General features: G+C 43.8%; 26 protein-coding genes and 1 other RNA gene. 14 read left to right on the forward strand and 13 right to left on the reverse strand.

Annotated features, from left to right (window positions below; translation table 11 throughout):
• The first annotated feature begins 178 nt into the window (after positions 1-178).
• The 6 genes from L1028_RS16060 to L1028_RS16085 are packed head-to-tail and all read left to right on the forward strand — an operon-like array spanning position 179 to position 6,413.
• Positions 179-1,567: a CapA family protein gene (locus tag L1028_RS16060; RefSeq protein WP_234535506.1), complete on the forward strand. Its 1,389-nt coding sequence runs from the start codon at positions 179-181 to the stop codon at positions 1,565-1,567.
• Positions 1,568-1,588: 21 nt separating this feature from the next.
• Positions 1,589-2,320, forward strand: coding sequence for a glycerophosphodiester phosphodiesterase (locus tag L1028_RS16065; protein ID WP_423803053.1), 732 nt, complete (start codon positions 1,589-1,591; stop codon positions 2,318-2,320).
• Between the two features lie 36 nt (positions 2,321-2,356).
• Positions 2,357-2,980, forward strand: coding sequence for a fumarylacetoacetate hydrolase family protein (locus L1028_RS16070; RefSeq protein ID WP_234535596.1), 624 nt, complete (start codon positions 2,357-2,359; stop codon positions 2,978-2,980).
• A gap of 23 nt (positions 2,981-3,003) precedes the next feature.
• The gene (locus L1028_RS16075) at positions 3,004-3,807 is read left to right on the forward strand and encodes a DUF92 domain-containing protein (RefSeq protein ID WP_234535510.1); all 804 of its coding nucleotides are present in this window, start codon (positions 3,004-3,006) and stop codon (positions 3,805-3,807) included.
• Between the two features lie 11 nt (positions 3,808-3,818).
• Entirely contained in the window at positions 3,819-4,421 is a 603-nt protein-coding gene (locus L1028_RS16080) for a TetR/AcrR family transcriptional regulator (RefSeq protein ID WP_234535511.1), read from the forward strand.
• Between the two features lie 54 nt (positions 4,422-4,475).
• Positions 4,476-6,413 (forward strand): ABC-F family ATP-binding cassette domain-containing protein, encoded by a 1,938-nt coding sequence (locus L1028_RS16085; protein ID WP_234535512.1) that lies wholly within the window; start codon positions 4,476-4,478, stop codon positions 6,411-6,413.
• A 231-nt stretch (positions 6,414-6,644) separates the two neighbouring features.
• Here the strand turns inward: L1028_RS16085 and L1028_RS16090 are convergent, their stop codons facing one another.
• The 6 genes from L1028_RS16090 to L1028_RS16115 form a co-directional block, all read right to left on the reverse strand.
• On the reverse strand, positions 6,645-7,475 hold the full coding sequence (locus tag L1028_RS16090) for a hypothetical protein (RefSeq protein ID WP_234535513.1): 831 nt from the start codon (positions 7,473-7,475) through the stop codon (positions 6,645-6,647).
• Positions 7,459-8,499, reverse strand: a complete 1,041-nt coding sequence (locus tag L1028_RS16095; RefSeq protein ID WP_042193612.1) for a M42 family metallopeptidase — start codon at positions 8,497-8,499, stop codon at positions 7,459-7,461. Before L1028_RS16095 ends, L1028_RS16090 begins: the two co-directional genes overlap by 17 nt.
• 2 nt (positions 8,500-8,501) lie before the next feature.
• The gene (locus L1028_RS16100) at positions 8,502-8,813 is read right to left on the reverse strand and encodes a LapA family protein (RefSeq protein ID WP_042186819.1); all 312 of its coding nucleotides are present in this window, start codon (positions 8,811-8,813) and stop codon (positions 8,502-8,504) included.
• A gap of 86 nt (positions 8,814-8,899) precedes the next feature.
• Entirely contained in the window at positions 8,900-10,690 is a 1,791-nt protein-coding gene (gene pepF / locus L1028_RS16105) for an oligoendopeptidase F (protein ID WP_234535514.1), read from the reverse strand.
• Positions 10,691-10,911: 221 nt separating this feature from the next.
• Positions 10,912-11,082: a hypothetical protein gene (locus L1028_RS16110; protein WP_234535515.1), complete on the reverse strand. Its 171-nt coding sequence runs from the start codon at positions 11,080-11,082 to the stop codon at positions 10,912-10,914.
• 6 nt (positions 11,083-11,088) lie between these two features.
• The gene (locus tag L1028_RS16115; RefSeq protein ID WP_036689271.1) at positions 11,089-11,322 is read right to left on the reverse strand and encodes a hypothetical protein; all 234 of its coding nucleotides are present in this window, start codon (positions 11,320-11,322) and stop codon (positions 11,089-11,091) included.
• 174 nt (positions 11,323-11,496) lie between these two features.
• Here L1028_RS16115 and L1028_RS16120 point away from each other — a divergent pair, with 174 nt between their 5' ends.
• Positions 11,497-11,694, forward strand: coding sequence for a cold shock domain-containing protein (locus L1028_RS16120; RefSeq protein WP_042126303.1), 198 nt, complete (start codon positions 11,497-11,499; stop codon positions 11,692-11,694).
• Positions 11,695-11,908: 214 nt separating this feature from the next.
• Here L1028_RS16120 and L1028_RS16125 read toward each other — a convergent pair whose 3' ends face one another.
• Positions 11,909-13,156: an MFS transporter gene (locus L1028_RS16125; protein WP_234535516.1), complete on the reverse strand. Its 1,248-nt coding sequence runs from the start codon at positions 13,154-13,156 to the stop codon at positions 11,909-11,911.
• A gap of 202 nt (positions 13,157-13,358) precedes the next feature.
• Here L1028_RS16125 and L1028_RS16130 point away from each other — a divergent pair, with 202 nt between their 5' ends.
• Together L1028_RS16130 and pfkA are read left to right on the forward strand one after the other, a co-directional pair.
• The gene (locus L1028_RS16130) at positions 13,359-14,441 is read left to right on the forward strand and encodes a tetraprenyl-beta-curcumene synthase family protein (RefSeq protein WP_234535517.1); all 1,083 of its coding nucleotides are present in this window, start codon (positions 13,359-13,361) and stop codon (positions 14,439-14,441) included.
• Positions 14,442-14,507: 66 nt separating this feature from the next.
• Positions 14,508-15,479, forward strand: coding sequence for a 6-phosphofructokinase (gene pfkA / locus L1028_RS16135; protein WP_234535518.1), 972 nt, complete (start codon positions 14,508-14,510; stop codon positions 15,477-15,479).
• 64 nt (positions 15,480-15,543) lie between these two features.
• Here pfkA and L1028_RS16140 read toward each other — a convergent pair whose 3' ends face one another.
• The 4 genes from L1028_RS16140 to L1028_RS16155 form a co-directional block, all read right to left on the reverse strand.
• Entirely contained in the window at positions 15,544-16,914 is a 1,371-nt protein-coding gene (locus tag L1028_RS16140; RefSeq protein WP_234535519.1) for an MATE family efflux transporter, read from the reverse strand.
• A gap of 153 nt (positions 16,915-17,067) precedes the next feature.
• Positions 17,068-18,276, reverse strand: coding sequence for a putative glycoside hydrolase (locus tag L1028_RS16145; RefSeq protein ID WP_234535520.1), 1,209 nt, complete (start codon positions 18,274-18,276; stop codon positions 17,068-17,070).
• 230 nt (positions 18,277-18,506) lie between these two features.
• Positions 18,507-18,695: a hypothetical protein gene (locus L1028_RS16150; RefSeq protein ID WP_036689649.1), complete on the reverse strand. Its 189-nt coding sequence runs from the start codon at positions 18,693-18,695 to the stop codon at positions 18,507-18,509.
• 191 nt (positions 18,696-18,886) lie between these two features.
• Entirely contained in the window at positions 18,887-19,708 is an 822-nt protein-coding gene (locus L1028_RS16155) for a YitT family protein (protein WP_042126312.1), read from the reverse strand.
• 332 nt (positions 19,709-20,040) lie between these two features.
• Here L1028_RS16155 and cshA point away from each other — a divergent pair, with 332 nt between their 5' ends.
• Positions 20,041-21,687 carry a degradosome RNA helicase CshA gene (cshA, locus tag L1028_RS16160; protein ID WP_279306869.1) on the forward strand — a complete coding sequence of 549 codons (1,647 nt, stop codon included), beginning with the start codon at positions 20,041-20,043 and terminating at the stop codon, positions 21,685-21,687.
• A 121-nt stretch (positions 21,688-21,808) separates the two neighbouring features.
• Here cshA and L1028_RS16165 read toward each other — a convergent pair whose 3' ends face one another.
• The gene (locus L1028_RS16165; protein ID WP_234535522.1) at positions 21,809-21,904 is read right to left on the reverse strand and encodes a YjcZ family sporulation protein; all 96 of its coding nucleotides are present in this window, start codon (positions 21,902-21,904) and stop codon (positions 21,809-21,811) included.
• Positions 21,905-22,090: 186 nt separating this feature from the next.
• Here L1028_RS16165 and L1028_RS16170 point away from each other — a divergent pair, with 186 nt between their 5' ends.
• The 3 genes from L1028_RS16170 (at position 22,091) to L1028_RS16180 (ending at position 23,753) form a co-directional block, all read left to right on the forward strand.
• Positions 22,091-22,912: a YesL family protein gene (locus tag L1028_RS16170; RefSeq protein WP_234535523.1), complete on the forward strand. Its 822-nt coding sequence runs from the start codon at positions 22,091-22,093 to the stop codon at positions 22,910-22,912.
• Between the two features lie 100 nt (positions 22,913-23,012).
• A non-coding RNA gene (ssrS, locus tag L1028_RS16175) (6S RNA) lies at positions 23,013-23,204 on the forward strand.
• A gap of 159 nt (positions 23,205-23,363) precedes the next feature.
• Entirely contained in the window at positions 23,364-23,753 is a 390-nt protein-coding gene (locus tag L1028_RS16180) for a DUF1499 domain-containing protein (RefSeq protein WP_060624376.1), read from the forward strand.
• 296 nt (positions 23,754-24,049) lie between these two features.
• Here the strand turns inward: L1028_RS16180 and tpx are convergent, their stop codons facing one another.
• Positions 24,050-24,568 carry a thiol peroxidase gene (tpx, locus tag L1028_RS16185; protein WP_234535524.1) on the reverse strand — a complete coding sequence of 173 codons (519 nt, stop codon included), beginning with the start codon at positions 24,566-24,568 and terminating at the stop codon, positions 24,050-24,052.
• Positions 24,569-24,684: 116 nt separating this feature from the next.
• Between tpx and L1028_RS16190 the strand changes: the two genes are divergently transcribed.
• Positions 24,685-25,320, forward strand: a complete 636-nt coding sequence (locus tag L1028_RS16190; RefSeq protein ID WP_234535525.1) for a rhomboid family intramembrane serine protease — start codon at positions 24,685-24,687, stop codon at positions 25,318-25,320.
• Positions 25,321-25,324: the final 4 nt, after the last annotated feature.

Genomic DNA, 25,324 nt, shown 5'->3' on the forward strand with positions numbered 1-25,324 from the left:
ATTATATAATGGACGGTGAAGCGAAGATTTTTTTGCTTCACCGTTTTTGTTTAAATATTAGATTATACTATTTTAAAATATAAGAAAGTTATACTTGGCGGACTCTCTTATTTGGAGGGACAGGTGCTAGGTATGCTATAATAGAACCAATTTGAGAGTAGAGGAGATCATATAAACAATGTATCCGCCGCGATCGCGTTCTAGACAGAAGAACAAACATAAGAGCAAACGTAAGCGCAGAACGGCCTGGATGTGGGTCAATGCAGGTCTACTTCTGATGATTATTGTGGCGCTCAGCTATAGTTTTATGGATGACAGATTCAAGGGAAGTTCTGAGCCGCCTCCAGTGGCGCAAATGACGGCTTCGCCTACGCCGGATAGTACTGCTCAGGAGACAGCACCTATAGTGACTGCAACGCCTGAAGCCACGGAGTCTCCCATCCCTTCTCCAACGGTAACTCCGGAAGCTACACCTACACCAGAGCCAAAGAGAGAAGAAAATGTTGAAACACAGGCGCCTGTAGCAACTGAGCCCCCTTCGCCAGATGAAGGTAGCTCCCAAGTCGCAGATGGTGGTTCTGTGTCTGGACTTCCATCAGATGACGAGGCTTCTGGCAATACAGTGACCCTGAATTTTGCTGGAGATGTTATTTTTTCGGGGAAAGCTGGAGAATTACTTGAAAAGAAAGGCTACGATTATTCGTATGCCGCGCTGAATGGAATGTTCAAGAAGGATGACCTTACGGTCGTGAATCTGGAAACTCCTGTGACCACGGGTGGAGTTGGCGCCGCTAATAAGCAATTTGTATTTAAAGGCTCGCCGAAGGCGCTAGATGCTCTTAAAGCAGCCGGAGTGGATGCAGTAAATATGGCGAACAATCATACGCTGGATCAAGGGGAGGAAGGTCTGCGAGACACGCTTAGCCATCTATCGGAAAGAGGCATTCCTTATGTTGGTGCTGGACTCAACAGTAAAGAAGCATACTCGGCGCAATATTTTGAGCGTAAAGGGATTAAGATCGCCTTGCTGGGGTTCACACGGGTGATTCCTGCATCTGATTGGATGGCGGGAAAAAATAAACCGGGGCTTGCTTCAGTATATGATAGCAGAGAAGGACTTAAAGCGATTGCTGCAGCTAAACAAAAAGCTGATTTGGTTGTCGTAGTTGTCCATTGGGGCAAAGAACGGGTAGAGCAGTTCGATAATATTCAGCAGACCCTTGGGCGTAGCTTTGTCGATGCGGGAGCTGATCTTGTCATTGGTGGTCACCCACATGTATTGCAAGGTGTGGAGCCGTACAAAGGCAAGTGGATCGCCTACAGCACTGGTAATTTTATTTTTACGAGATCAACGGTACCTGCCACTTGGGAAACTGCTGTTTTTCAGGCGGAATGTAGTAAAAAAGGTCAATGTTCATTACAGCTGAAGCCTATGACTGCTGAGCTAGCTCAGCCCGTGCCCATGAATCAGGTGAACGGACAGCTTTTGCTGAAAAAAATAGAGTCTTTATCTGCTGGTCGAGTTAAGATCGACAGTGACGGCAAAGTGATTCAAGTTACAAAATAGGGTTCCTGGGAGGTCCTTATGATGAACAATTTGTGTGTTGCCCATCGGGGATTTTCCGGTAAAGCTCCGGAGAATACATTAGCAGCGATCCGTATGGCCATTGCCATGCCTTTTGTACACTGGATGGAATTGGATGTCCAGCTCTCCAAGGACAGTGTTCCTGTTGTCATTCATGACTTTACACTGGACCGTACAACTAATGGTCATGGTAAGGTGAAGAATATGGATTGGGAACATATCCGGCGTCTCGATGCGGGTAGCTGGAAAGGGCGTTCTTTTCGGGGAGAGCGGGTGCCGTCTTTGGAAGAGGTGCTTACACTAGCCTCCGGTAGACTGCGTCTCAATATTGAACTGAAAACAGTGGGCAATATGTATCCTGGCATCGAGCAGAAGGTGACGGATCTTATTTCCTCTAAAGGCATGCGGGACGACGTGATTTTGACCTCTTTTGATGCAGATGTGTTGAAAAAAATCAAAGAAATAGACCCCCGCTTTCGTACAGGCTTAATTTTTGATTCAAGGTTTGGTAATCCTGCTCGAAGGCTGCATGAACTGGAGTGTTCTCTTTTGTCGATTAGCTTTTCGCGTTTAAATCCTAGATTGGCTAAGGTTTTGACGGAGCAAGGTGTGAAGATAATGGCTTGGACCGTGAACAAAGGGAAAGAGATGCGTCGCTTAGCAGATATGCATTCTGATATAATGATTTGTACAAACCGTCCGGATATCTGGGGCGATACATTTCTGAAAGTATAAATAATCCAATTCGATGGGAAAGAGAGCTGATTGTCTGTGTGCGCTGCTGTTAATAATTTGTATTGTGTTGGACGGAACTACAAGCTACATGCGGAGGAATTAGGAAATAATGTCCCCGTAGAGCCACTCATTTTTATGAAGCCCTCACATGCGGCGGTTTCCCTCGATAAAGCAGTCATTCAGCTTCCAAAGGATTCAGGCCAGGTTCATTATGAAGGAGAACTTGTGCTACGGATCGCGCGTGATTATGTACCGGGTATGAGCGTGGAGGATCTGGTAGATGTTATGGCTCTGGGACTCGATTTCACACTGCGTGATGTGCATAATGATCTGCAGAAGAAAGGTCTACCCTGGACACCGGCAAAAGGCTTTAAGAACGCTGCTCCACTCACACCTTATATTGCGTTTCCTGATATGGAAGAGCTGGAAGGAACGGATTTCACGGTTTTAAAAAATAGTGTTGAAGTTCAGCGAGGAAATGTCAAAAACATGATTTTTTCGCTCCAAAAAATTGTCGATTTTATCGCTGCGCGTTACGGGCTGGGTAAAGACGATGTGATATTCACAGGAACACCAGCAGGCGTAGGCCCTACCGTATCAGGAGATTCGTTTGAATTGTACTGGGGTGACAAGCTGATGGGGACTTGCCTGATCGGCTAAAAACATCTGTTGGAGATGAATCTATGTTATGGATTATTGGCGCCCTTGGCGCTTTGTTAGTTGCGGGAGCGGCATATAGGAAACAATCCTTAAGCCTCTCCGGCATGCTTGCCGCGGTAGTTATGGGGACCATTTATTTTGGTGCTGGAAATGCTTTTTGGTTTGGAATATTGTTGATTTTTTTCATCTCTTCAAGCCTGTTGTCTAAGCTTCATCATGATAATAAGGCAGAGCTTGAGCTGACTTATGCCAAGACAGGTCGCCGAGATGCTGGGCAGGTCTTTGCTAATGGTGGGCTTGGGATGGTTTTCGTTCTATTGAATGCGATTGTTCCGATGGAACATTGGGAATTTTTATTTATCGGCGTTATGGCAACGGTAACCTCTGATACATGGGCTACGGAGATTGGCACACTCAGCAAGAAATCGCCTCGGTCTGTCTTGACAGGTAAAATACTTCCGGCCGGTGCCTCGGGTGGCGTTTCCAGCCTGGGTACGCTGGCCGCCGCTGCAGGAGGTGCGCTTATCGGTGCATCTTCATGGCTACTGCGGATGATATCCGGCATGCCAGATCAATCCTTCTTGTTGCTTACATTGGCTGGACTCATTGGAGGACTTGCGGGTGCGTTCACGGATTCTATTCTCGGTGCAACCGTTCAGCAGATGAATCGTTGCACCGTATGCGGACGCGAAGTGGAAAGTACACATCACTGCGGTAAGATGGTTGAATACGCACGTGGCTGGAAGTGGATGACCAATGATGCAGTCAATGCTATTAGCTCTATCGTCGGAGGGGCTATTGCCTTATTGTGTGGGATGATGTTTTAAAGGAGGAACCGATGAGCAGCACGTCCAATCATAAACATACTGCCATTCTGGATGCCGCATACGAGCTCTTCGGTTCAGGTGGATTTTACGAAACGAAGATGTCGGAAATTGCGGTTCAGGCCGGAATTGCTAAGGGCACCGTTTATTTATACTTCAAGAGTAAAGAAGAATTGTTCATGGCGGTAACGCGCCGGGATTGTGAGGGATTCCTTCAGCAATTACAGGAAAAGCTGAAGGCTAGTGATACTTTGTCAGGTAAACTGTCAATCATCGCCAAACATCATCTTTACTATTATTATGAGCGCAAGCGACACACGAAGCTCTTTTTCCGCGCACCTAACAATAACCCAGAGCTTGTGGCGTATATGACGCTTTTTATGGAAGAATATATGCAGGCAGTGGTGAAGGTATTGCTGGAGGGCGGGGCATCTGAGCCTGAGCTTATGGCGCAGTCCTACATAGGGATGTTGGATCGACTGAAGATGGATATTTTGTTTGATCCATCATTTATGGAAGATGATGCGTATAAACGCGCTGGTTTCGCTGCGGGTCTTTTTATTAAAGGGGCTATGGATTACTTGAATTTAGGTCAGGATGATAGACCGGTGGAATAGCAGCACTATGCTGCGACCGGTTTTATGAAAATATAAGGCAAGCGAGGAAATAGCATGAATATTATGACCGTGGAACATCTTTCCAAAAGTTATGGAGAGAAAGTACTCTTTAGTGATGCTTCATTTGGTATGGACGATCGGGATAAAATCGGTTTGATCGGTGTGAATGGAACGGGTAAATCAACGTTTTTACGTATTATTGCCGGTCTGGATACCCCGGATGGTGGGCAAATTGCGATCGGAAATAATGTTCGAGTGCAGTACTTGGCACAGAACCCTCCTTATGAGCCGACAAATACGGTACTGCAACAGGTCTTCGCCGGAGATGATCCAGATCTTGCTACCATGCGTGATTATATGGAGACCATGTCTCGCCTTGAAAAAGAGCCAGGTAATACGGAACTGGAAGGCAAACTAGTGCGGATTGGGCAAGCTATCGATGCAGCAGGTACTTGGCATTTAGAGAGTGAAGCTAAGAGCGTACTTACTAAGCTGGGTATAGTGAAATTCGATGCGCTGATGGATACGCTGTCTGGTGGTCAACGGAAACGTGTAGCACTTGCGGCTGCCCTGATTACGCCATCTGAGCTTCTTATTCTGGATGAGCCTACGAACCATATTGATACGGACTCCGTGGCTTGGTTAGAGCAATATCTACAGAAACGGCGCGGTGCCCTCTTAATGGTAACGCATGATCGTTATTTCCTGGAGCGTGTCGCAGGTGTCATGCTAGAGCTGGACGGAGGACAGTTATACCGTTATGAGGCCAACTATTCCCGTTTTCTAGAGCTAAAAGCCGACCGTGAAGAGCGTGAAGCCTCTGCGGAGCAAAAGCGTAAGAACCTGCTTCGTACGGAGCTTGCTTGGATTCGTCGTGGAGCTAAAGCTCGATCAACGAAACAAAAGGCAAGAATCGACCGTTTTGAGAAGCTGAAGGAAAGTACAGGAAGTAGTTCGAACGGTTCGCTGGATATTTCGGTGGCATCCACACGTTTGGGTCGTAAAATCATTGAAATCAATGAACTGTCGAAATCGCTGGATGGTCGTCAGCTGATTAAAGATCTGACCTATATTGCTGTACCACAAGATCGCGTAGGTATTGTAGGCCCGAATGGTAGCGGTAAATCAACACTTCTGAATCTGATTGCAGGTAAGCTGCAGCCGGATAAGGGAGAGGTTCAGCTTGGCGCGACGGTTAAGTTGGGTTACTTCACGCAAGAACATCAGGATATGGATGACAGCATGCGAGCTATTGAATATGTGAAGGAAGAAGCGGAAGTTATACGTACGGCTGATGGTAGCGTCATTACGGCAGGCCAAATGCTCGAACGCTTCTTGTTCCCCCCCGCGATGCAATGGACGCCGATTTCCAAACTGTCAGGTGGCGAAAAAAGACGCCTGTATCTGCTTCGTGTATTGATGGGAGCACCAAACGTATTGCTTTTGGATGAGCCTACGAACGACTTGGATATCGGTACGTTGGCTGTCTTAGAAGACTATCTGGATGAATTCCCGGGCGTCGTCTTTACAGTATCCCATGACCGTTATTTCCTGGATCGTACTATAGATAAGCTGATCGCTTTTGAAAATGGTGATATCCGGATTCATGTTGGCGATTATACGGAATATGAAGAATGGCTGGCCAAAAATGTTCCTTCACGCAATGCAGAATCGAACAAAGAGGACGGAAATGCAAAGCGTAAAGAGACTACAGATACAGGCAGTAGCATAGCGGCATCTTCAGCTCCCAAGACCAAACTCAAATTCAGTTTTAAGGAACAGCGTGAATATGAGGGAATTGACGAGCAGATTGAGCTTGCAGAGCAGCGCTTGACGGATATCAGTGCGGAGATGGAAGCAGCGTTTGCTGACTCTGGGAGACTGCAGGAGTTAGTGGAAGAGCAGCGGCTTGCCGAAGCCGAGCTGGAGCGTCTAATGGAGCGCTGGACCTATCTGAATGAGCTTGCAGAGAAAATCGCCGGTAAAGCATAAAACGGATTGACCTTGTATGACAATAAGGAGGGCTCAGTTTGGAAAATCAACTCATGGCTGCTGTAGCCCTGCACAGTTGACCTTAATTGCAGAATTATCCCCAGTCCGAAGCTCCAGTGATAATTATGACGTGCTTACTGCTAATAAATAAAAAAAACAGAGTAGGGTTCCCCGGTTATTGGAGAATTCCTACTCTGTTTTTTTATTGCAGGGGGCTGCCTCAGCATTACTTTATTTCGCTCCATCCACCGCGATCATTTGCACCACAGCACGAGAGTCGCCAGGTAAGATAATTTCATCAGCATTCATCTGCGAGGAGCCATCTCCATCTAGAAAGATACCTTCGAGACCTTCAGCAGGCACGCTCTGTAGGATGGCTGAACGGAACTCTGCCGCCGTCGAGAGTGTTGGCGTAACAATCAGCCACAGCTTGCCACTATCGTCATACAGCATGCCTGAGCGCATTCGTTTCTCATCCGAATAAGGAAGATGTTCTTTCGCTATCACATCTTCCCAGAGCTCCTCATCCTGCAGATTCATACTAATGCCACCTTGCGCAAAATAATGCTGGCGATCCGTAACGTTCAATTCTTCTCCCGATGAGACGACCTGTACGGAAAAGCTACGACTGGAACCATCCCAGACCAGGGTTCCGCGCACATATTTAGCGTTAAACCAGCCGGAGCCGTACGCCTTTTTAACACCGTTAGTGGGGATATCATTCATGATAGCAATGGAGAGAAGTGCGTCTCCATAGAAGAAGCCTCCATTAATCCCATAAGCAATCACTTGCTGAAGGGGGGCACCAGCGGCTCTGAGTTTAATATCTTCTGGCGAAAGTGACATCATATAGAGTTGAACATTTTCTGTACTCACGGTCTCTAAATAAGAGTAAGCGTGAGGAAGACCGTCAAAGGGATTTTCCTTGTGACTTCTGGATAACAGGAACATCGAGATTGCTGATGCTGCTATCATGAGCAGCAGAAGTGAGACTATCAGCCATTGTCTACGTCTCCAGAGCTGTTTTAACTTGCCAGTGCTAGCCTCAGTTAGTGCCCACATAAGCAGCGAGAAGCTTAGCAGTGTTTACTACAGCTTGCTTATGTGTACGTTCCATGGAGTGGGAGGCGTGTACGCCTGGGCCGATCAGTGCGGCACGAATATTATTGCCGCCTCGAAGGGCAGCGGAAGCATCAGAACCGTACATTGGATAGATATCAACGGCATAAGGAATAGCAAGTGCTTCTGCCAGCTCAATCAAACGGCCAGTCATAACATAATCATAAGGGCCGGAAGAATCTTTTGCACAGATGGACACATCGGTTTCTTTACAACTAAGATCGTCGCCCATGGCGCCCATATCGACTGCGATCATTTCATTGATCTCGCCAGGAATCCAAGCTGTACCGTGTCCCACTTCCTCATAGTTGGAGATGAGGAAAGAAAGGTTGTGGAGCGGTTTCCAGCCTTCGCGCTTCATGCTTTCCAGCAGGCCGAGAAGGGCAGCAACGCTCGCTTTGTCATCCAGATGTCGGGATTTAATATACCCGCTAGGTGTAATCACCGCACGTGCATCGAAGGATATGAAATCACCAACGGAGATGCCTAGCTTAAGTACATCTTCTTTGTTAGATACTAGCTCATCAATCCGTACTTCCATGTTCTCCTCTGAACGTTTGAAATCACGAGCATCTGGATATACGTGAACAGATGGATGGCTGGTTAAGATGGTTCCAGTATAAGTTCTGCCGCTGCGGGTATGGATCACACAGTATTCATTCTCGATGCTGTGCATAGTGAAGCCACCAACAGAGGTCAGTCGCAGTGTACCATCAGATTTAATAGAGCGAACCATGCCTCCAAGTGTATCCACGTGAGCGCTAATGCCGATAGTACGGGAAGGGTCTAGGCCTGGGACGGTTAGAATTACGCCGCCTTTTTCATTCCAGCTTAGCGGAACATTTAATGCTGCCGCTTCTTCGGCAACAAGGTTCATTACTTGTGCTGTGAAGCCGCTGGGGCTCGGTGTATCAAGCAATTTTTTAAGGATTGAGAGTATGTAATCTTCGTTTGGTTGAATAGTAATCATTAGTTAAGTCCTCCTGTTAGGCCATCATTGTCTGTGTTAAAAGAATCTAAAGAAGTGTCGGCATCACGAAGTTTGGTTAGTTCAGCATTTAAGCTTTTAATTTGTTTTTGTAGTTTGTACTGGCGAAAAATACCGTAAGAACCCACGATGATTCCACCAATTAACGCGCAGCCCAGAATAACTAGGATCAGCGGTATATTAACTACATCAAAACCAAAATTGACTTGAACGGGATCCACGTTGATGACTGCAAATATGGCGGTTAGTAGCGCAAAGATTAGACCTGCAATTAAAGACCATTGAATTCTCATTGAATTCTTCCTCCTCAGGGATATAACAGAATAAAATCCCTTGCCCAAATAGGGCAAGGGATTAATGCAATACTAAGCTCTCTGCCTTATTTGGTCAACTGTTCCATTTGAGCGATAACATCTTCGAAGACACTCATCGCTTCGCGAATAGGCTCAGGAGAAGACATATCAACACCAGCTTTAGACAGAATATTAATGGAGTAGTCACTGCCGCCACTCTTCAGGAAGCCGAGGTATCGTTCTACCGCAGGTTTACCTTCTTCAAGAATTTGTTTGGCAAAGCTAGTCGCTGCTGAAAAGCCGGTTGCGTATTTATAAACATAGAAGCTGTTATAGAAATGCGGAATCCGTGCCCATTCCATCTCGATATCCTGATCAACAACCATTTCTTTACCATAGTATTTAACATTCAGGTCATAGTAGATGCTCGAAAGATCTTGTGGAGTAAGCGATTCGCCTTCTTCAACACGCTGATGAATGATTTTCTCGAACTCAGCGAACATCGTCTGCCGGAAAATCGTTGTCCGGAACTGATCAGCATAGTAGGTGAGTAAATACATTTTTTCTTTAGGATCTGTAGACTTTTTGAGTAAATAATCCATTAGCAGCGCCTCGTTAGTAGTAGAAGCAACCTCTGCTAAGAAAATCGTATATTGCGCATCCCGATAATTCAGAGCGTTATCCGAAAAATACGAGTGTAATGCATGGCCCATCTCATGTGCCAGTGTAAACATACTGTTTAAATTATCATTATGGTTCAACAGTACGAAAGGATGCGTACCGTATGGCCCCCAGCTGTAAGCCCCGGACCGTTTATTCTCGTTCTCATACACATCGATCCATCCGTTGTCGTAGCCTTTTTGCAGCACATTCAGATAATCTTCACCGAGCGGTTTGAGACCCTCTTTAGTGATTTTCTTGGCTTCGTCATAGGTGATATCTAATTTATATTCATCAACAAGCGGTGCAAACAGATCATACATATGTAACTCATCGACACCCAGCAGCTTCTGACGCAGTTTCATATAACGGTGCATTAATGGAAGGCTTTCGTGAATCGTATCAATCAAGTTGGTGTAAACCTCTTTAGGAATGTTATCACCATAGAGTGACATTTCCATTACAGAAGGATACTTACGGATCCGTGAGTAAAAAACATTTTTATTCACATTGGCGCTAAGCGTTGCTCCGATAGTGTTCTTCTGCTTCCGGTAGGTATCATAGACTGCCTTAAAAGCATTACGGCGAACCTCACGGTCGTTACTTTCGAGAAACTTGATATAGTTGCCATGAGTCAGCTCAACTTCTTTGCCATCCTCATCTTTGATCTTAGGGAATTTCAGATCCGCATTGTTCAGCATACTGAAAATATTCTGAGGTGCTTGAGCTAAGTTTCCTACCTGAGCTAGCAGTGCTTCTTCAGCCTTAGAAAGCACATGGGCTTTTTCGCGTTTCATTTCAGTTAAGGTGAATTTATAAGCGGATAGATTTGGATCAACGATGAATTGGTCGAGCTTCTCAATTGGCAAAGCCAGTATTTCTGGGGTTACAAAAGATAAGGCTTCACCTGCTTCAATACCAAGCTTTTTCGCTTTGGAGGACAAAGCTTGAAAGTTAGGATTAGCTGTGTCTTCATCTTGACGCATATGTGCATACACGAAGAGTCGTTCAGTTAGGATGGACAGCTTGTCATCCAGCTCAAAACATTTTTTTAGAGCATCCGCGGAATCTAGTGTACCCTGAAAATCCGCAGCTTTTTTGATTAGGGATTTAGCTTCAGTAAATTCTGCATCCCAATCTTTCTGAGAAGCAAACACATCTTCAAGCTTCCAACGATTCTCAGCAGGTACTTCGCTTCTCTTCAATAATTGTTCCATAGAAACCCTCCTAGAATGATGAGATGTAGTAGGCATAATCTCCCTCGGCAATACTGTAGATGATAAATCACCCGGTAGCAAGCTGAGCACAAGTAGAAGAGGGATGGACTTGGGTGAAATAGGCATAACGTCCTCCTCTTGAAAATAGAGTCGGCTTATTATGCCCTGTTAAGTCCTGATTATTAATATTTTGTCTTCTTTAAAATATATGAATGTATAAGTTATGCCAATAAGCTATAAATAACAAAGATGAAGGCGAACAGAATCATAATGACAGCAGTTAAGGCCATGCCCCGCTTAAACTGCGGCGGGACACGATCCTTGGTCATAATTAGAACTGCGCCTAGACATAAGACTAGGACAACATAAATCGCGAGATTTTCTGTGTTCATATTCTGTTATACCTGTTTGAAAGCTGCGATGATATTTTTGTACTCTTCTTCATTATCTTTATAAGATTCTTTGTTGAATCGGTTGTTCACCCACTGCATCATAGCTGGACGACTAAGGAAAGTATGTGTTTCTTCTCCCCATTGATCGGAGATTTCGCGAAGTACAATATAACGTCCTTGAACTTCTACCGTCATCATATTCCATTTGTCTGTTTTGTATATTTCATGTTTTTTGATCATTATCATTACCACCCTGGCGATTTTTGGCTTTTGGCTCAATGATAACGCACTGGTCAAGGGAAAAGCAAATTAAATCACATATTTAAAGATCCAGACTGATTGATTTGAGTAGAAGATTGCAGTATAATATAGTTATACGCCATATATGGCGGTTATTTTTAGGAGGTTGTTCAATTGAAAGGTACAGTAAAATGGTTTAACGCAGAAAAAGGTTATGGTTTTCTTCAAGTAGAAGGCGGCGAAGATGTATTCGTACACTTCTCAGCAATTCAAGGTGAAGGATTCAAAACTTTGGACGAAGGTCAAGAAGTTGAATTCGATATCACTGATGGTAATCGTGGACCGCAAGCTGAAAACGTAGTAAAATTATAAGAAACGGCAAAGACAGTTAGGCTGTCTGCTATAAATATATAATTTACTTGGCAAGCCCTTGCAAGAGTGGTTACCAACTATAGAACACAGTTCTTTCGGGAACTGTGTTTTTTTACGTCTAATAGACATCAATTTAGATGAAAAGGTCTTTGCATTCCCAAGTGAAGGGATAGCAAAGACCTTTTTAATATTTTTGAGTATCAGAAGTGTTCTATTATAGGGAAGTCTTTTTGTCCTTATTCTTGAAATAGCGCAATGAATCTCGATGGGTATCCAATAAATGCTGTCCTAAAAAGCCTACAAAAGCAAGAAGGCTGAAGCCAACTGCTACCATATAAAAGGTGAAGCGTCCAGCTTCTTGATAGATCATTCCACCAAATGTACCACTTAGAAGTCCAGCTGCACTTGACCAAACAACTGTGTAGATTGCAAGACCGGTTGCTCGGAGACGATCAGGAATAATCCGAGTGATATAACGGACACATGTTACAAAAAAGACGCCAAATGTCAGGCTATGCAAGGCTTGAATCGCGATTATAGAGCCTGGATGATCGGCGAGCGCCATTAGTAGAAAACGAAGGGCATACATGAGACTGGCTAAAACTAATAATGGCAGTTCTTTAAATTTGTCGCCGTATTTGCCGAGTATAAATAATACAGGGATTTCACTTAGTGCTGAGGCAAGTAATGCCCAGCCGATCACTTCCTCACCAGCGCCCAGGTTCTTTAAACTGATGGTGAGAAAAGCTTCGTTCATTCTATGGCCCAGTGCGAGTACAAAGACACATCCGAAGAACCACAGCACCTCTTTTCGCAAAAGAATATCTTTAAGACCATGCTCTTTCTTGTCTTGTTTGGTAGTAACAGCTTTCTGATTGGGGAGCTCTGGAACAGTTTTTTTGACATCCTTTAGGCCAATTGTAATTAGAAGCGCGATTATAATGATGATAATACATAAGGTAAGACTCCAAGTAGCACCTAAAGCTCTAAGCGCATAACCGACAGTTAAAGCAAAGAAAGAATAGCCTAATGAGCCAAATACACGAATTGTAATGAAGTTTCGTCCGTGTCGCTCCGCAATTTTGATGGCCATTGTATCAGCAAGCGGAAAAACTGGGTAATAGAAGAAGTAGAAAAAGGACAAAATAAGCATAACGGAAGAAAATTCGGTCGCTCTGGCTAATAGAAGTCCGGTTACTAATTGCCCCGCGAGTAAAATAAACATGATTTTTCGAATGGTACCCAGCTTATCGCTCATCATACTCCAGAAGAGATTGGATAGGATGGAGATGAGGGGACCGAGGGAATACAAGTAGCCCACCTGTGAACTGCTAAACCCTAAATGTGTGTAGAATAAAGGGAAGTAGGATACTACAAGAACGCTAGTACCATAAATCGTAAAAAGAAAGGAACGAAGCCAGTTCTGATCACTGTAAGGGCTTCCGGTCCGTTTTGAAAACATGAAAGTGCACTCCTCTGAGATTGAAATATGGCTAGTATAGCATAAAGCAATGGAGGGGTTATGTGTTTTATTCTTGAATTGCGTTATTTCTGAATCTTTCATAATTTTACGAAAGTGATTTTGTTGTTTGTACAAATACGTCTGATCATATTATAATAAGTGGTGATTTGGATAAGGAGACAACAATGTGGAGGCACTATCATTGAGTGAATTAGAGCAAGGCCGTTACCTTAGCCCGCGTGGCCCTATTGGGCTTATGAACAGGGTCTATAAGTACGTGCTGCCTGAAGTGAGAGAAAGTCTGCACTTCTGGCGCCAAGATGCGAATGGGATTCCCGATCCCGAGCTCCGGAAGCAAGCACTTGCCAGCATTGAAACAAAGGAGTTTCACTGCATAGGTGGAGGTATTTATGCCGCCGGCAATTTATCGATGAGACATATACTTATTCCGCTTATTGTTGCTTATCAAACTATCAGTGATTATCTAGATAACTTATGTGATCGCAGTACTTCGCTTGATCCTGCAGATTTCAGGCTGCTGCATCAATCTATGCTGGATGCCATTGATCCAAACGCTGAACCTGTTAATTATTATGCGCTTCGCGATGAACAGAATGACGGCGGGTACTTGTATAGGCTAGTTCGAAAATGCCAGGAGATGATCTCTTTGCTGCCAGGTTATTCCGCTGCTGCAGCGGAGATTCGTGATTTGGCTGTGCTGTATACAGATTTGCAGGTGTATAAGCATATCCGCCCGGAACTCAGGGAAACAGCCCTGAAGGAATGGTGGAAGCAGCAGGGTAGCCTTGCTCCGCATCTGCACTGGAACGAGTTTGCGGCTGCGACGGGCTCTACTTTAGGCGTATTCATGCTTTTTCTATCCGCATGTGATCCGAAGCTAAGTAAGTCTTCTTCGGAATCGATTCGAGCTGCATACTTTCCACATGTGTGTGGATTGCACATTATGCTGGATTATTTAATTGATCAGGAAGAGGACCGAGCAGGCGGTGATCTTAACTTCTGCAATTATTATGACGACACGGAGACCATGTTAAATCGGATCGCTTCCATGGTTGAGTGGGCCCGTAAGGATGTACGTGAACTTCCGGAATCATCTATGCATCGTATGGTGATTGAGGGATTGCTGGCACTTTATTTATCTGATCCGAAAGTTAGCGAACAGCGGGAAGTTCGCACTGTATCTAAAAGCCTAATGAGAGGAAGTCCGCTTACAAGGCTGTTCTTCTTCGCTAATAGCCGCTGGATACGCAATCGTTTTTTGTAACAAGGCTGCGAAGCTTCACCTATACAACGGATGGGGCATTGCACAACTTTAAGGAGGAACAACAGAATGTCAAAAATCAAAAAAATTGCAGTACTGACTAGTGGTGGAGATTCACAAGGGATGAACGCCGCTGTTCGTGCGGTTGTAAGAAGCGCACTTTATTACGGCATTGAAGTTTTTGGAGTTCAACGTGGGTATCAAGGACTTCTGAATCGTGATATTTTCCCAATGGATCTTCGCAGTGTTGGTGACATTATTCAACGTGGGGGAACCATTCTGCAATCTGCAAGATGTCTGGAGTTTACAAAACCAGAAGGTCAGCAAAAGGGTGCAGATATTCTTAATGAAATGGGCATCGATGGTCTAGTAGTTATAGGTGGAGATGGTTCTTATAAAGGTGCTAATAAACTAAGTAAACTCGGTATCAAGACGATGGCATTACCGGGAACTATTGATAATGATATTTCCTTCACGGATTACACCATTGGGTTTGATACAGCAGTTGGTGTCGTTGTAGACGCCATTAACAAGCTGCGTGACACGATGTCCTCCCATGAGCGTTCTTCCATTGTTGAAGTTATGGGACGTCATTGTGGAGATATCGCACTGCATGCGGGTCTGGCTTCTGGAGCCGAAACAATTCTTGTGCCTGAAATGCCATATGACTTGAATGAAGTTGCGGATCGGATGCGCGACAATTTTGTCAGAGGTAAACGTCACAGTATCGTTATTGTTGCAGAAGGTGTGGGTAAAGGCGAAGATGTGGCCCAAGCGTTGAAAGATCGTCATGCTTCACTGGATGCACGGGTTACTGTACTTGGACATATTCAGCGCGGAGGAACACCAACCCCTGGAGACCGGAACCTTGCTAGCCGTCTTGGTGACTTTGCCGTTCGTAAACTAATTGAAGGTGAGTCTGATAAAGGTTGCGGTATAATCAAGGGTGAACTAACCCTTACAGATATCGATCTTGTAGTGAATACGAAGAAGGAATTTGACGTGGAGTTGTACGAGCTTGCATCCCGTCTTTCTCAATAATTAACACACAAAAAAGGAACAGCTGCGAACTTCGCACTGTTCCTTTTTTGTGTGCTTTTGATTATTAATGATGTGCTTGTGCGTCTGCCTGTGTGGCATAACGGCGTTGAACTTTAACAAGCCGAGTCAAGAGCAGTGCGGCCCCAATCGCAAGGCCGGTGATCAAGCCAATCCAATAACCATATGCTCCTAGATCCGTGTAAGTTGCAAGTACATAGCCTGTTGGAAGCCCTATAACCCAATAAGCTATAAAGCAAATAATGAAGGCTGGATTAACATCCTTATATCCACGAAGTGCTCCTTGTGTAGGTGTGGCTATTGCATCGGAAATTTGGAAAAAGATCGCATAGATCAAGAAATGCTGAATTAATGAAATGACATCCGGCTCATCAGAGTATAGGCCAGCTACATGATAGCCAGCAAAGAAGAGCAGGAGTGCTGTTGCCAGGGAGAGGATAGCCGCAAGTCCAATTCCCATAATGGCATATTGACGGGCATCTTTTTGCCTGCCGGATCCAGTCTCGAAGCCGACGAGAATGGTAAGGCTCATACAGATACTGAGCGGAATCATATATAACGTAGTTGCAAAATTAATAGCTGCTTGATGAGCAGCAATCGTTACAGTATCGAACCGACTCATCAACAAGGTTACAGCAGAGAAAACTGCAGTTTCAAAAAAAATCGAGAAGCCAATAGGTACACCGATCTTCATTAGATCTTTGAAGCTTTTTAGCGATATAAAGTAGAACTTTCGGAAGATTCTAAGGCTAGCAAAGGGTTCTGCTCGATAAATGAACAGCAGGGCAACCGAAAAGATTACCCAGTAGGTGATCGCTGATGCCACTCCAGCTCCAACACCACCAAGTCGAGGAAACCCGAATTTCCCAAAGATCAGCAAGTAGTTCAAACCAACATTCACGGGTAAGGCTATGAGTGTGATCAACATGGACACTCGTGTTTGTCCCAGAGCGTCTATACAACTACGAAGAACTGTATATCCAAACAGCGGGATAATTCCGAAGGAGATCGCACTAAGGAAACGGAATGCAACATCTCTTACAGTCGGCTCCAGGTTCATAAAATTAAGGATAGGTGACAAGGCGAAGCTCCCGATTAGTAAGACAATTACAGAAACGATCAGTGATAACCAGATTCCCTGTGTGACTTGATAGGCTACATCCTTTTCTTTTTTGCTTCCAATGAGCTGAGAGACGATGGGGGTAATCCCCATAAGAATTCCACTTAAGCCCGTTTGAATTGGAATCCAGAGGCTGGTTCCTATCGCCACACCTGCCAGATCGGCTGTACCAAACTTACCTGACATGTTTGTATCAAAGAAGGTTATCGCTGACAAAGCAATCTGTGTAACCAGAATTGGAAATAAAATATGAAAAAATTGTATTGCTTTTTGTTTTAAAGAGGTGGTTTGTATCATCGTTCTTTGCCTCATTCTTTGTTGGTTTTTAATGATTAGAGTAAAAGTTCCCTTTCTCTCCATTAAAAGACCCGGCAGATGCCGGGTCTTTATCTAAATCTAAGTATTTATATCCTACCTGATTTCAATTATAAATAATAAGGGCTATATACATTATTTCTCATAATCGACGTCGGAGGTATATCGGTTATTAGCATTCCAGAGCAGAAACTCCTCTACATTTTCATCTCTTAAAGCGCGGATTTGATCTTCCACCTGGTTTTTACCGTATTTAATATAATGACCTTTTCCGAGCCAGCTTGCTGTAAAATCTTGAATCCAGGGACGAATAACAGGTTTGTAGCTGCCTAGAGGATCAAGCTTCTTATGGGTATCAACCATGGAGCCTTTAATGGTAGCATACGGATCTAAGTCAGGCTCTTTCACTCCAAACCATCCCGTTGAATAATGACTCGGATAAATCATCGGGCTGATGACATCCACATTCTTGGATATTTTAACGAAGTCTTGTCCTATGCCCTCAGCAGGAGCAGAGGCGGCATATCCAAAAATATCTACGGATACACGAACACCAAGTGGAGCAAGTTCTGCTTTTGCGTATTTTACAAAATTAGAAATGATATCTACGCGAGAATCGCTGGTTTTGGTGTATTTAAGTGTGTCTGCACGTTTTTCGAATCCTTCAGGAAAGCGCACATAGTCGAATTGAATTTCTTTAAAGCCGAGTTTGACAGCTTCTTTGGCAATATCGACATTGTACTTCCAGACATCATCATTATAAGGATTAACAAAGCTATCGCCGCCTTTATTCTTCCATACTGTGCCGTCTGCATTAACAAAGGATAATTGCGGGTTCTTTTTGGCAAGTATAGAGTCCTTAAAGACAACAATTCGAGCGATAGGATATACATCATGTTTCTTCAATCTTTCCATCAGCTTGTTGATGTCGCCAATAAATGGCTGCGGATTACCGAGTTTCTGAAGTTCTGGATTATCGGTCTTATACGTGATGTAACCTGTATCATCCTTAATGTCGATGACCATAGAATTCAGTTCCGTCTGATCAAGTAAAGAAAGAAGCTTTTCCATTCGCTCTCCACCGGCACTGTATGCGGTAACATAAATGCCTTTTACTTTTGGTGCATCCGGCTGAGGATCTGCGTGTAGCATACTTTGTGAGTCATTTGTTTCTGCTGTAGCATTTGGAGCTGGAGTTGAAACATTTGAATTATTATTTTGCGCAGCGATGATGGGGGGATTCATGGCGGACTTCAATGCGATTGCCACTTCAGCGTCATGTTGATTCTGTTGCACGCCTACACTTCCCAAGGCCATCATCAGTAGAGCCCAGGTGATGTTCATTCGTATTCTCTCCCTTTATGTACATTTCCTAAATTATATAGGAACGGTTGCTTCTAAAAAGAACAGTGTTGTAATAATGTTGGCTCAGAGGGGGTCTGAAAAACCATCCTTGTTGTATATAACCGGGACGCACAGATTCTAAACGTTTTGTTAAAAAGTAAATGCCGCCTCAACACGGCGACATGGCCGAACTTAAGGCGGCAACTATCAAGACTTCTCTTGCGGCTTACTCATTGAAGATAAGCAGAATTCTGATGTTCACAGATACTGTAATGGATGATATCCATGGCATCTGCAGGTTCCAGAATACTAAGCCCGTCACGCAGAACGATTACGGAATTTAATTCATCCTGTTTGAGAAACGGCATCATATCAGGATACCACCTCATGACGATTGCTGACAGCTTTACCGTTTCCATTTCCACAAAAATCACCCTTTCCTTTTTCGATAGGTCTGAATGGAATTCAGTAATCATCGGAAAACGAAGTGCTTGGAAAAAAGAGGGGTAAATCTCAATCTTTATGAAATTGTTAGGGTTCTGCCTGATTATAATATATCACAATTCTGTGATTGGTGCATTTTCCAAATTAATACTTTTCATAGCCGATTTTATCTTTTTCGGAAGGAACCCATAACACCAACTGTCTCGACAATATTTACAAATGCTTGAGGATCTGTCGTGCGGATAATACGTTGCAGTTCAGCAAGTTCGTAGCGAGTTGTTACTGTCATTAGCATGTCCTTCTCAACATGAGAATAAGCGCCTTCTGTTTTAATCTTTGTGACACCACGTTGGAGTCCCATTAGATGCTGAAGGAGTTCATCTGTACGATTTGTTACTATATATACGGTTACCTTTAAATGGCTGATGTGAATCATGTCCAGTACCTTACCCGTTACGTATATAGATACCATCGATGCTAGAGCCAAGTTCCAGTTGTTATCAAAATATGCCGCGGCAAGAATAACGAGTCCGTTTAAGCTCACCACCACGTTTCCAACTGGGAAATCGCGGAATTTAGTGATGATGGAACCCAGGATATCAAAACCTCCGGATGAACCACCTGCACGGAAGCTGAAGCCACAGCCAATGCCGACTAGCACTCCACCAAATACAGAAGAAAGCAGCATATCAGTAGCTACCAAATATTCGGGAATGATCGTCAAGAACCAGGTTGTTGCCACAACGGATAACATGCTTAGCATAATAAATCTCCGGCCTAGCTGGAACCAACCAGCTACAAGCAATGGAATATTAAAGAGCAAGTACAAGAGGCTTATGTTTATTGGTGTAAAGTAACCCACTAACATTGAAAGCCCGGATACTCCTCCGCTGAGTAAGCGATGAGGGATTAGAAAAAGATTAAATCCACTGGCAATCAACGCTGCCCCGAAAATAACTGCAATACAATTCCAAATCTGTCTTAACAAGCAAATCCACCTCGATAAATAAATTTATGAATAAACCATGTATGCAATGAAAAGAAAGGAACCCACTGGTATTCCTACTTAGAGTTGTGATATAATGTACAGGATATTCTTGAGTAGGACGTTACAATGGTATTTTTGCATTGCATCGGATGTAAAGCTACAGTTGCTCAGGTACAAGGAAGTACCTGATGAAAGGGAGGCTTTTCGTCCCAAAAGCGCTATATCATGCAGAAAAAAGAGCATGATTGGACAGCATATAAATGTGTTTACCGCTACTTAAGAATACAGACAAGCATGTGGAATGTCCACTGTATAGAAGGAGCATGAATAATTTGAAAACATTCGCAGAATTTGGCTTGGAGCCAAAAGTGCTACAAGCAATCACAGAGTTAGGATTTGAGGAGGCAACACCGATACAGGAGCAGTCAATCCCACTCGCATTGACTGGGTCGGATCTGATTGGTCAAGCACAGACTGGTACAGGTAAGACTGCTGCTTTTGGTATCCCCCTCATTTCGAAGATTAATCGAGAAGACGAAAAAATTCTGGCACTTATTATGGCACCAACACGTGAGTTGGCCATTCAAGTATCAGAAGAAATCGGTAAGCTAAGCCGTTTTAAAGGTCTTCGTTCGTTGGCAATTTATGGCGGACAAGATATTGGTCGCCAAATCCGTGGTCTTAAGAAGAAACCACAAATTATTATTGGTACACCAGGACGTTTGCTTGACCATATCAACCGTAAAACCATTCGTTTGGATGATGTTCAAACTGTTGTATTGGATGAAGCAGATGAAATGCTGGATATGGGCTTTATGGAAGATATTCAGACCATCCTCAAGCTCGTTCCTGAAGAGCGTCAAACTATGTTGTTCTCGGCTACAATGCCTCCAAACATTCAACGTCTTGCACAGCAATTCCTGAACAACCCGCAACACGTCTCCGTTATACCGAAACAAATCAGTGCTCCGCTGATTGATCAAGCATATGTTGAAGTACCTGAACGTCAAAAGTTCGAAGCACTTAGTCGTTTGATTGATATGGAATCACCTGAGCTTGCAATCGTGTTCGGACGCACGAAGCGCCGGGTTGATGAGCTTGCAGAAGCTTTGCAAAAACGTGGATACTCTGCTGATGGATTACATGGTGACTTGTCTCAGAACCAACGTGATGCTGTAATGCGTAAATTCCGTGATGGCAGCATTGATGTGCTGGTAGCTACTGACGTAGCAGCTCGTGGTTTGGACGTATCCGGCGTTACTCATGTAATTAACTTTGACTTGCCGCAAGATCCAGAAAGCTATGTACACCGTATCGGTCGTACTGGTCGCGCTGGTAAAGAAGGTACAGCTTGGTCTTTCGTTACTCCACGCGAAATGGATCACCTGCATTTGATCGAACGCGTTACTCGTCACCGTATTACTCGTAAACCATTGCCAACTATGGCTGAGGCTATTGAAGGTAAACAACGCGTAACAGCAGAGCGCTTACTTGAAATGGTTGAGAGCGGTGAATTGAATGAGTACAAAGGTATTTCTATTCAATTGCTTGAGCAATATGATTCCGTTCAATTGCTGTCAGCTGCAATGAAGCTTCTGACTGGTGATAAGAAGGATTCTGCAATTGAATTGACTCCTGAAGATCCAATCCGTGCTAAACGTCGTGGTGGTAAGAACGACATTCGCAGTGGCCGCAAACCTAATGGTGGTTATGGTGGCAACCGTGGTACTTCCGGTGGCAGCACTGGTGGATACCGTGGAAACCGTGACAACAGCGGTGGCGGAAGTCGTGGTGGCTACAGCAGCGGTGGCAGTAACTATGGTAGCGGCAGTGGCGGTTATGGCGGTGGCTATAAAGGCAACCGTGATGGCGCAGCTAGCCGTGATGGTGGAGCGAACCGCAGTGCGGACCGCAAACCATCTACTCGCCCAAGCAGCACAAGCACACGTCCAGCTAAACGCGAAGATTTCGATAATTAATACTTGATCAGAACCTGCGGGTGATGATTTATCAAAATACAAAGAAGACGAGATGCCGAATAGCGGTTCTCGTCTTCTTTTTGCTGGAATATAAGGGTGTTTAAATGAATTAGCGGCTTTTTTATATGAAAGTACGAGTGATGATAACGAGCAGAATAAACAATACGAGGATCGTACCAGTGGAAGTCCAGCCGCCGTGGCCAACAGGTGAGGACATACAATAACCTCCTTTAGAATGTGGTGATTCTGGAAATTGTTATAATTACACTCCCATAATATGGACTTAATAGACTTAATGTATAGACGATGACCTAGAATTCAGAAAGTTGGGCTATGGAAAAGAGTAGGTCAAATGAGGTATAGTTAAGATAAGCAGTATGCAAGAGACAGAGGAGGAAGGGAATTGGAGTTTAAAGGAGCAATGGGCGGTTTATACCGCATCACAGAATGGATTACACGTATCGCAGCTAGTAATATCTTATGGGCACTATGTTCCGCCCCGTTTTTATTTTTTGGATTGATGAAATTGATGATGCTTGGGACAAGCTCAGGTGGAGTAAATGAGCAGCTCACATTGAACTGGGCTATGGGGATTCTTGCTCCATTTACAGTTTTTCCTGCTTCGGCGGCTTTGTTTACCGTTGTGCGCAAATGGGTTATGGGGAACACGGATGTAGGAACTTTTCGTACGTTTTTTCAGGGGTATAAAGAGAATTATTTAAAAAGTATGCTCGGTGGTATTATCTACACATTGATGTTCGTTATTATGTACGTCGATGTAACGGTTTACATGACACAAATGCCTAACTTCAGAATTGTTGGTATTTTGATGTTAGTGCTCATGATTATTTTGTCGGTGTCCATGTTTAACTTCTTTTCTATTGTCGTTCATTATCAAATGAGCTTTAAACAAGTGATGACTAACTCAATATTGTTGACTATAGCACGTCCAATTCGCGTGTTCTCAACTTTAATTGCAGCTGCAGTGCTAGCTTATATTGGTCTTAGATATCCAGCACTGTATTTCATCTGTATTCCATCGTTGATTGCGATGGCTGCTTTCTTTAACTTCTATGCTACCTATAATAAACTGCAATTGCAGGTGGAGCAGAAGAAACTGAAAGAGGAAGAAGAGCGAGAAGCTGCTTTGATCAATCAAGATGATGACGATGACGACGACGATTATGAAGATGATGTTGAGGATAAAGATGTAAAACGTATTTAAAGACGAGTATTAAGCATCGGAAATCGTCAGTAATTTAATTCCAATGTAAAATAAAGCGCATACAGGTTTACTTTTTCGTTAAAACGCAATATAATAATAACAAATCCTGCGATGTTCGTTACGGTTGCTCGTTGTTTTGAACCAATGATAATGTCTTGGGAGATCTACACGAAGCGCAGCTGAACAGCCCTGTCTATATGACTTGGGGAATTCAAAAACGTTTTCTGCGGTCACCCACCTGCTCTAGCAGGTTCAGAAGACACTGTAGCCGGACGGCATAAGCGGGTTTTTCTCTTGTTTAAGCCAAGCGCCCTGTTTCCCGCGAAAGTTGGGAACGGGCGCTTTTTTGTATGTCTGGAACAAGGATAAAGTGAGTAATACCCTTTTGTTCCTGAGACAAGAGTGTTACACTTAGAATAATGAACTTGGGATTTGTAGAGGGGGAAGAATTTTGTCGTTAAAAAGAACCTTGGTTGGTTTATTCCGCAGTCATGATGGAACAAGCGACCGCGCAAAAGATCCGACATTAAAAACGCGTTATTACAGTCTTACGAAAGACAAAGCTTGGGAGGAAGTTTCATCAACGCTTAAGAAGATTCCTGGATTCAAGGTGCTTCATGAAGTGGAGTCAGTAGGTGAGATCACTTTGGAGAAGAGAACGGCATTCGGCCGTACACTGGACATTACTGTCTCTGTGCTCAATACCACACCAGTACGTTGTGGCGTAGATATGTACTCTGCATCTAGAGGTTCGCTAGGTGATTTGGGTGCTAATTACCGTGTCATTCAGCGGTTGTATGCGTCTTTGGACAAAAAATTAGGAAAATACAAAGCAGACTAATTTTCAGAGATTCTTACTAAACCTTCTTACTTAGGGATTGTATGAATGCGTTTACGCAAATGTTGACTGCTCTGGATGTTATCGATAAATCTTTCTATTACAAAAAAAGCGGGAGAAGGATGGACCTTCTTCCGCTTTTTTCAAAATATAAGAAAGTATAAGTTCTACACCTATACTTTATGTCTTATATTTTTCGCATAAACGCTTGTCGTCCTTAGAAGGAGACAAAGACATTTATGCTTGCAGTGATAAGTAAGTATTGTCGAAAATGGCCGCTAACTTACTGTTCTAGAGAATTAGAGCAAACTCTTCACAGCAGCTATAGCATCTTCGTAATTAGGGTGCTCAGTCATTTCACTCAAATATTCAACATAGGTGAGTTTGTTATTCTTGTCTAGTACAAAAATAGAACGCATATCTAACCGGAATTCTTTGATTAGTACGCCATAAGCTTGTCCGAATGAGGCTGCTTTGTGATCGGATAGAGTGATTACGCGATCGATTCCTGCAGCGCCACACCAGCGGGCTTGAGCAAATGGTAGGTCCATACTTACCGTGAGGATAACTACATCGTCACCTAGCTCTGCAGCTTCACTATTGAACCGGCGGGTCTGTGCATCACATACACCAGTATCTAGAGAAGGTACAACACTGATCAGCTTGATTTTACCGGCATAATCACTAAGAGACACTTCTTCCAGTAGATTCTTACTAAGAACAAAATCAGGAGCGGGATCACCAGCTGTAAGCTTGGGTCCTACCAGAGTGATGGGGCTGCTTTTGAAAGTAGCTACGCCTGTTCTTTCTTGCGTCATATCCTTGTTTTCCTCCTCGAATTGTAATATTGGCTCTTACTGCCACAATAAATTATAATCTTATTTATAGGGAGATGTCCAACAGAGCAAGATATAAATGTAAAGGGATGGGTGTAATGATATTTATTCGGTATGAAAATTGGAAAAGTTATCTCCGGTACTACCCGGTAACATGTCTTCTCATTGTAGCTAATGTAATTATGTTTATGCTCATGGCGTTCAATGGTGGATCCACCAATATACAAACACTTGTTGATTTTGGTGCTATAGTTGATGTTAGCCCGTATAAAGAGGAACTGTGGCGTTATGTGGCGGCTATTTTTTTACATAATGGGTTTTCCCATCTATTCTTTAATAGCTTCGCCCTACTTGTATTTGCACCGCCTCTGGAGCGCCTGCTTGGCTGGTGGCGATATGCAATTCTTTATGTGGTAGGTGGAGTTCTTGCGAATATTCTAACGATTGCAATCAGCAGTCGCTCAGTATTAGAGGCAGGTACGGTCTCGGTAGGTGCTTCTGGAGCAATTTACGCCGTCTATGGCGCATTTTTATACATTGCTGTTATTCAACGGGCGATGATGGACGAAGGCTCGAGAAAGACGTTATACGGTTTGCTTGTAATCGGGATCATTATGTCGTTTGCAACACCAAATGTGAATTGGGTTGCGCATATCGGAGGCTTGATTTCTGGCTTTTTCCTATATGGACTTATTATTCGTATATTTAAAAAAAGCCTAAGACAGGGGCGATGATGGA

The organism is Paenibacillus pseudetheri, assembly GCF_924513355.1.
Classification (GTDB): Bacteria; Bacillota; Bacilli; order Paenibacillales; family Paenibacillaceae; genus Paenibacillus_AQ; species Paenibacillus_AQ pseudetheri.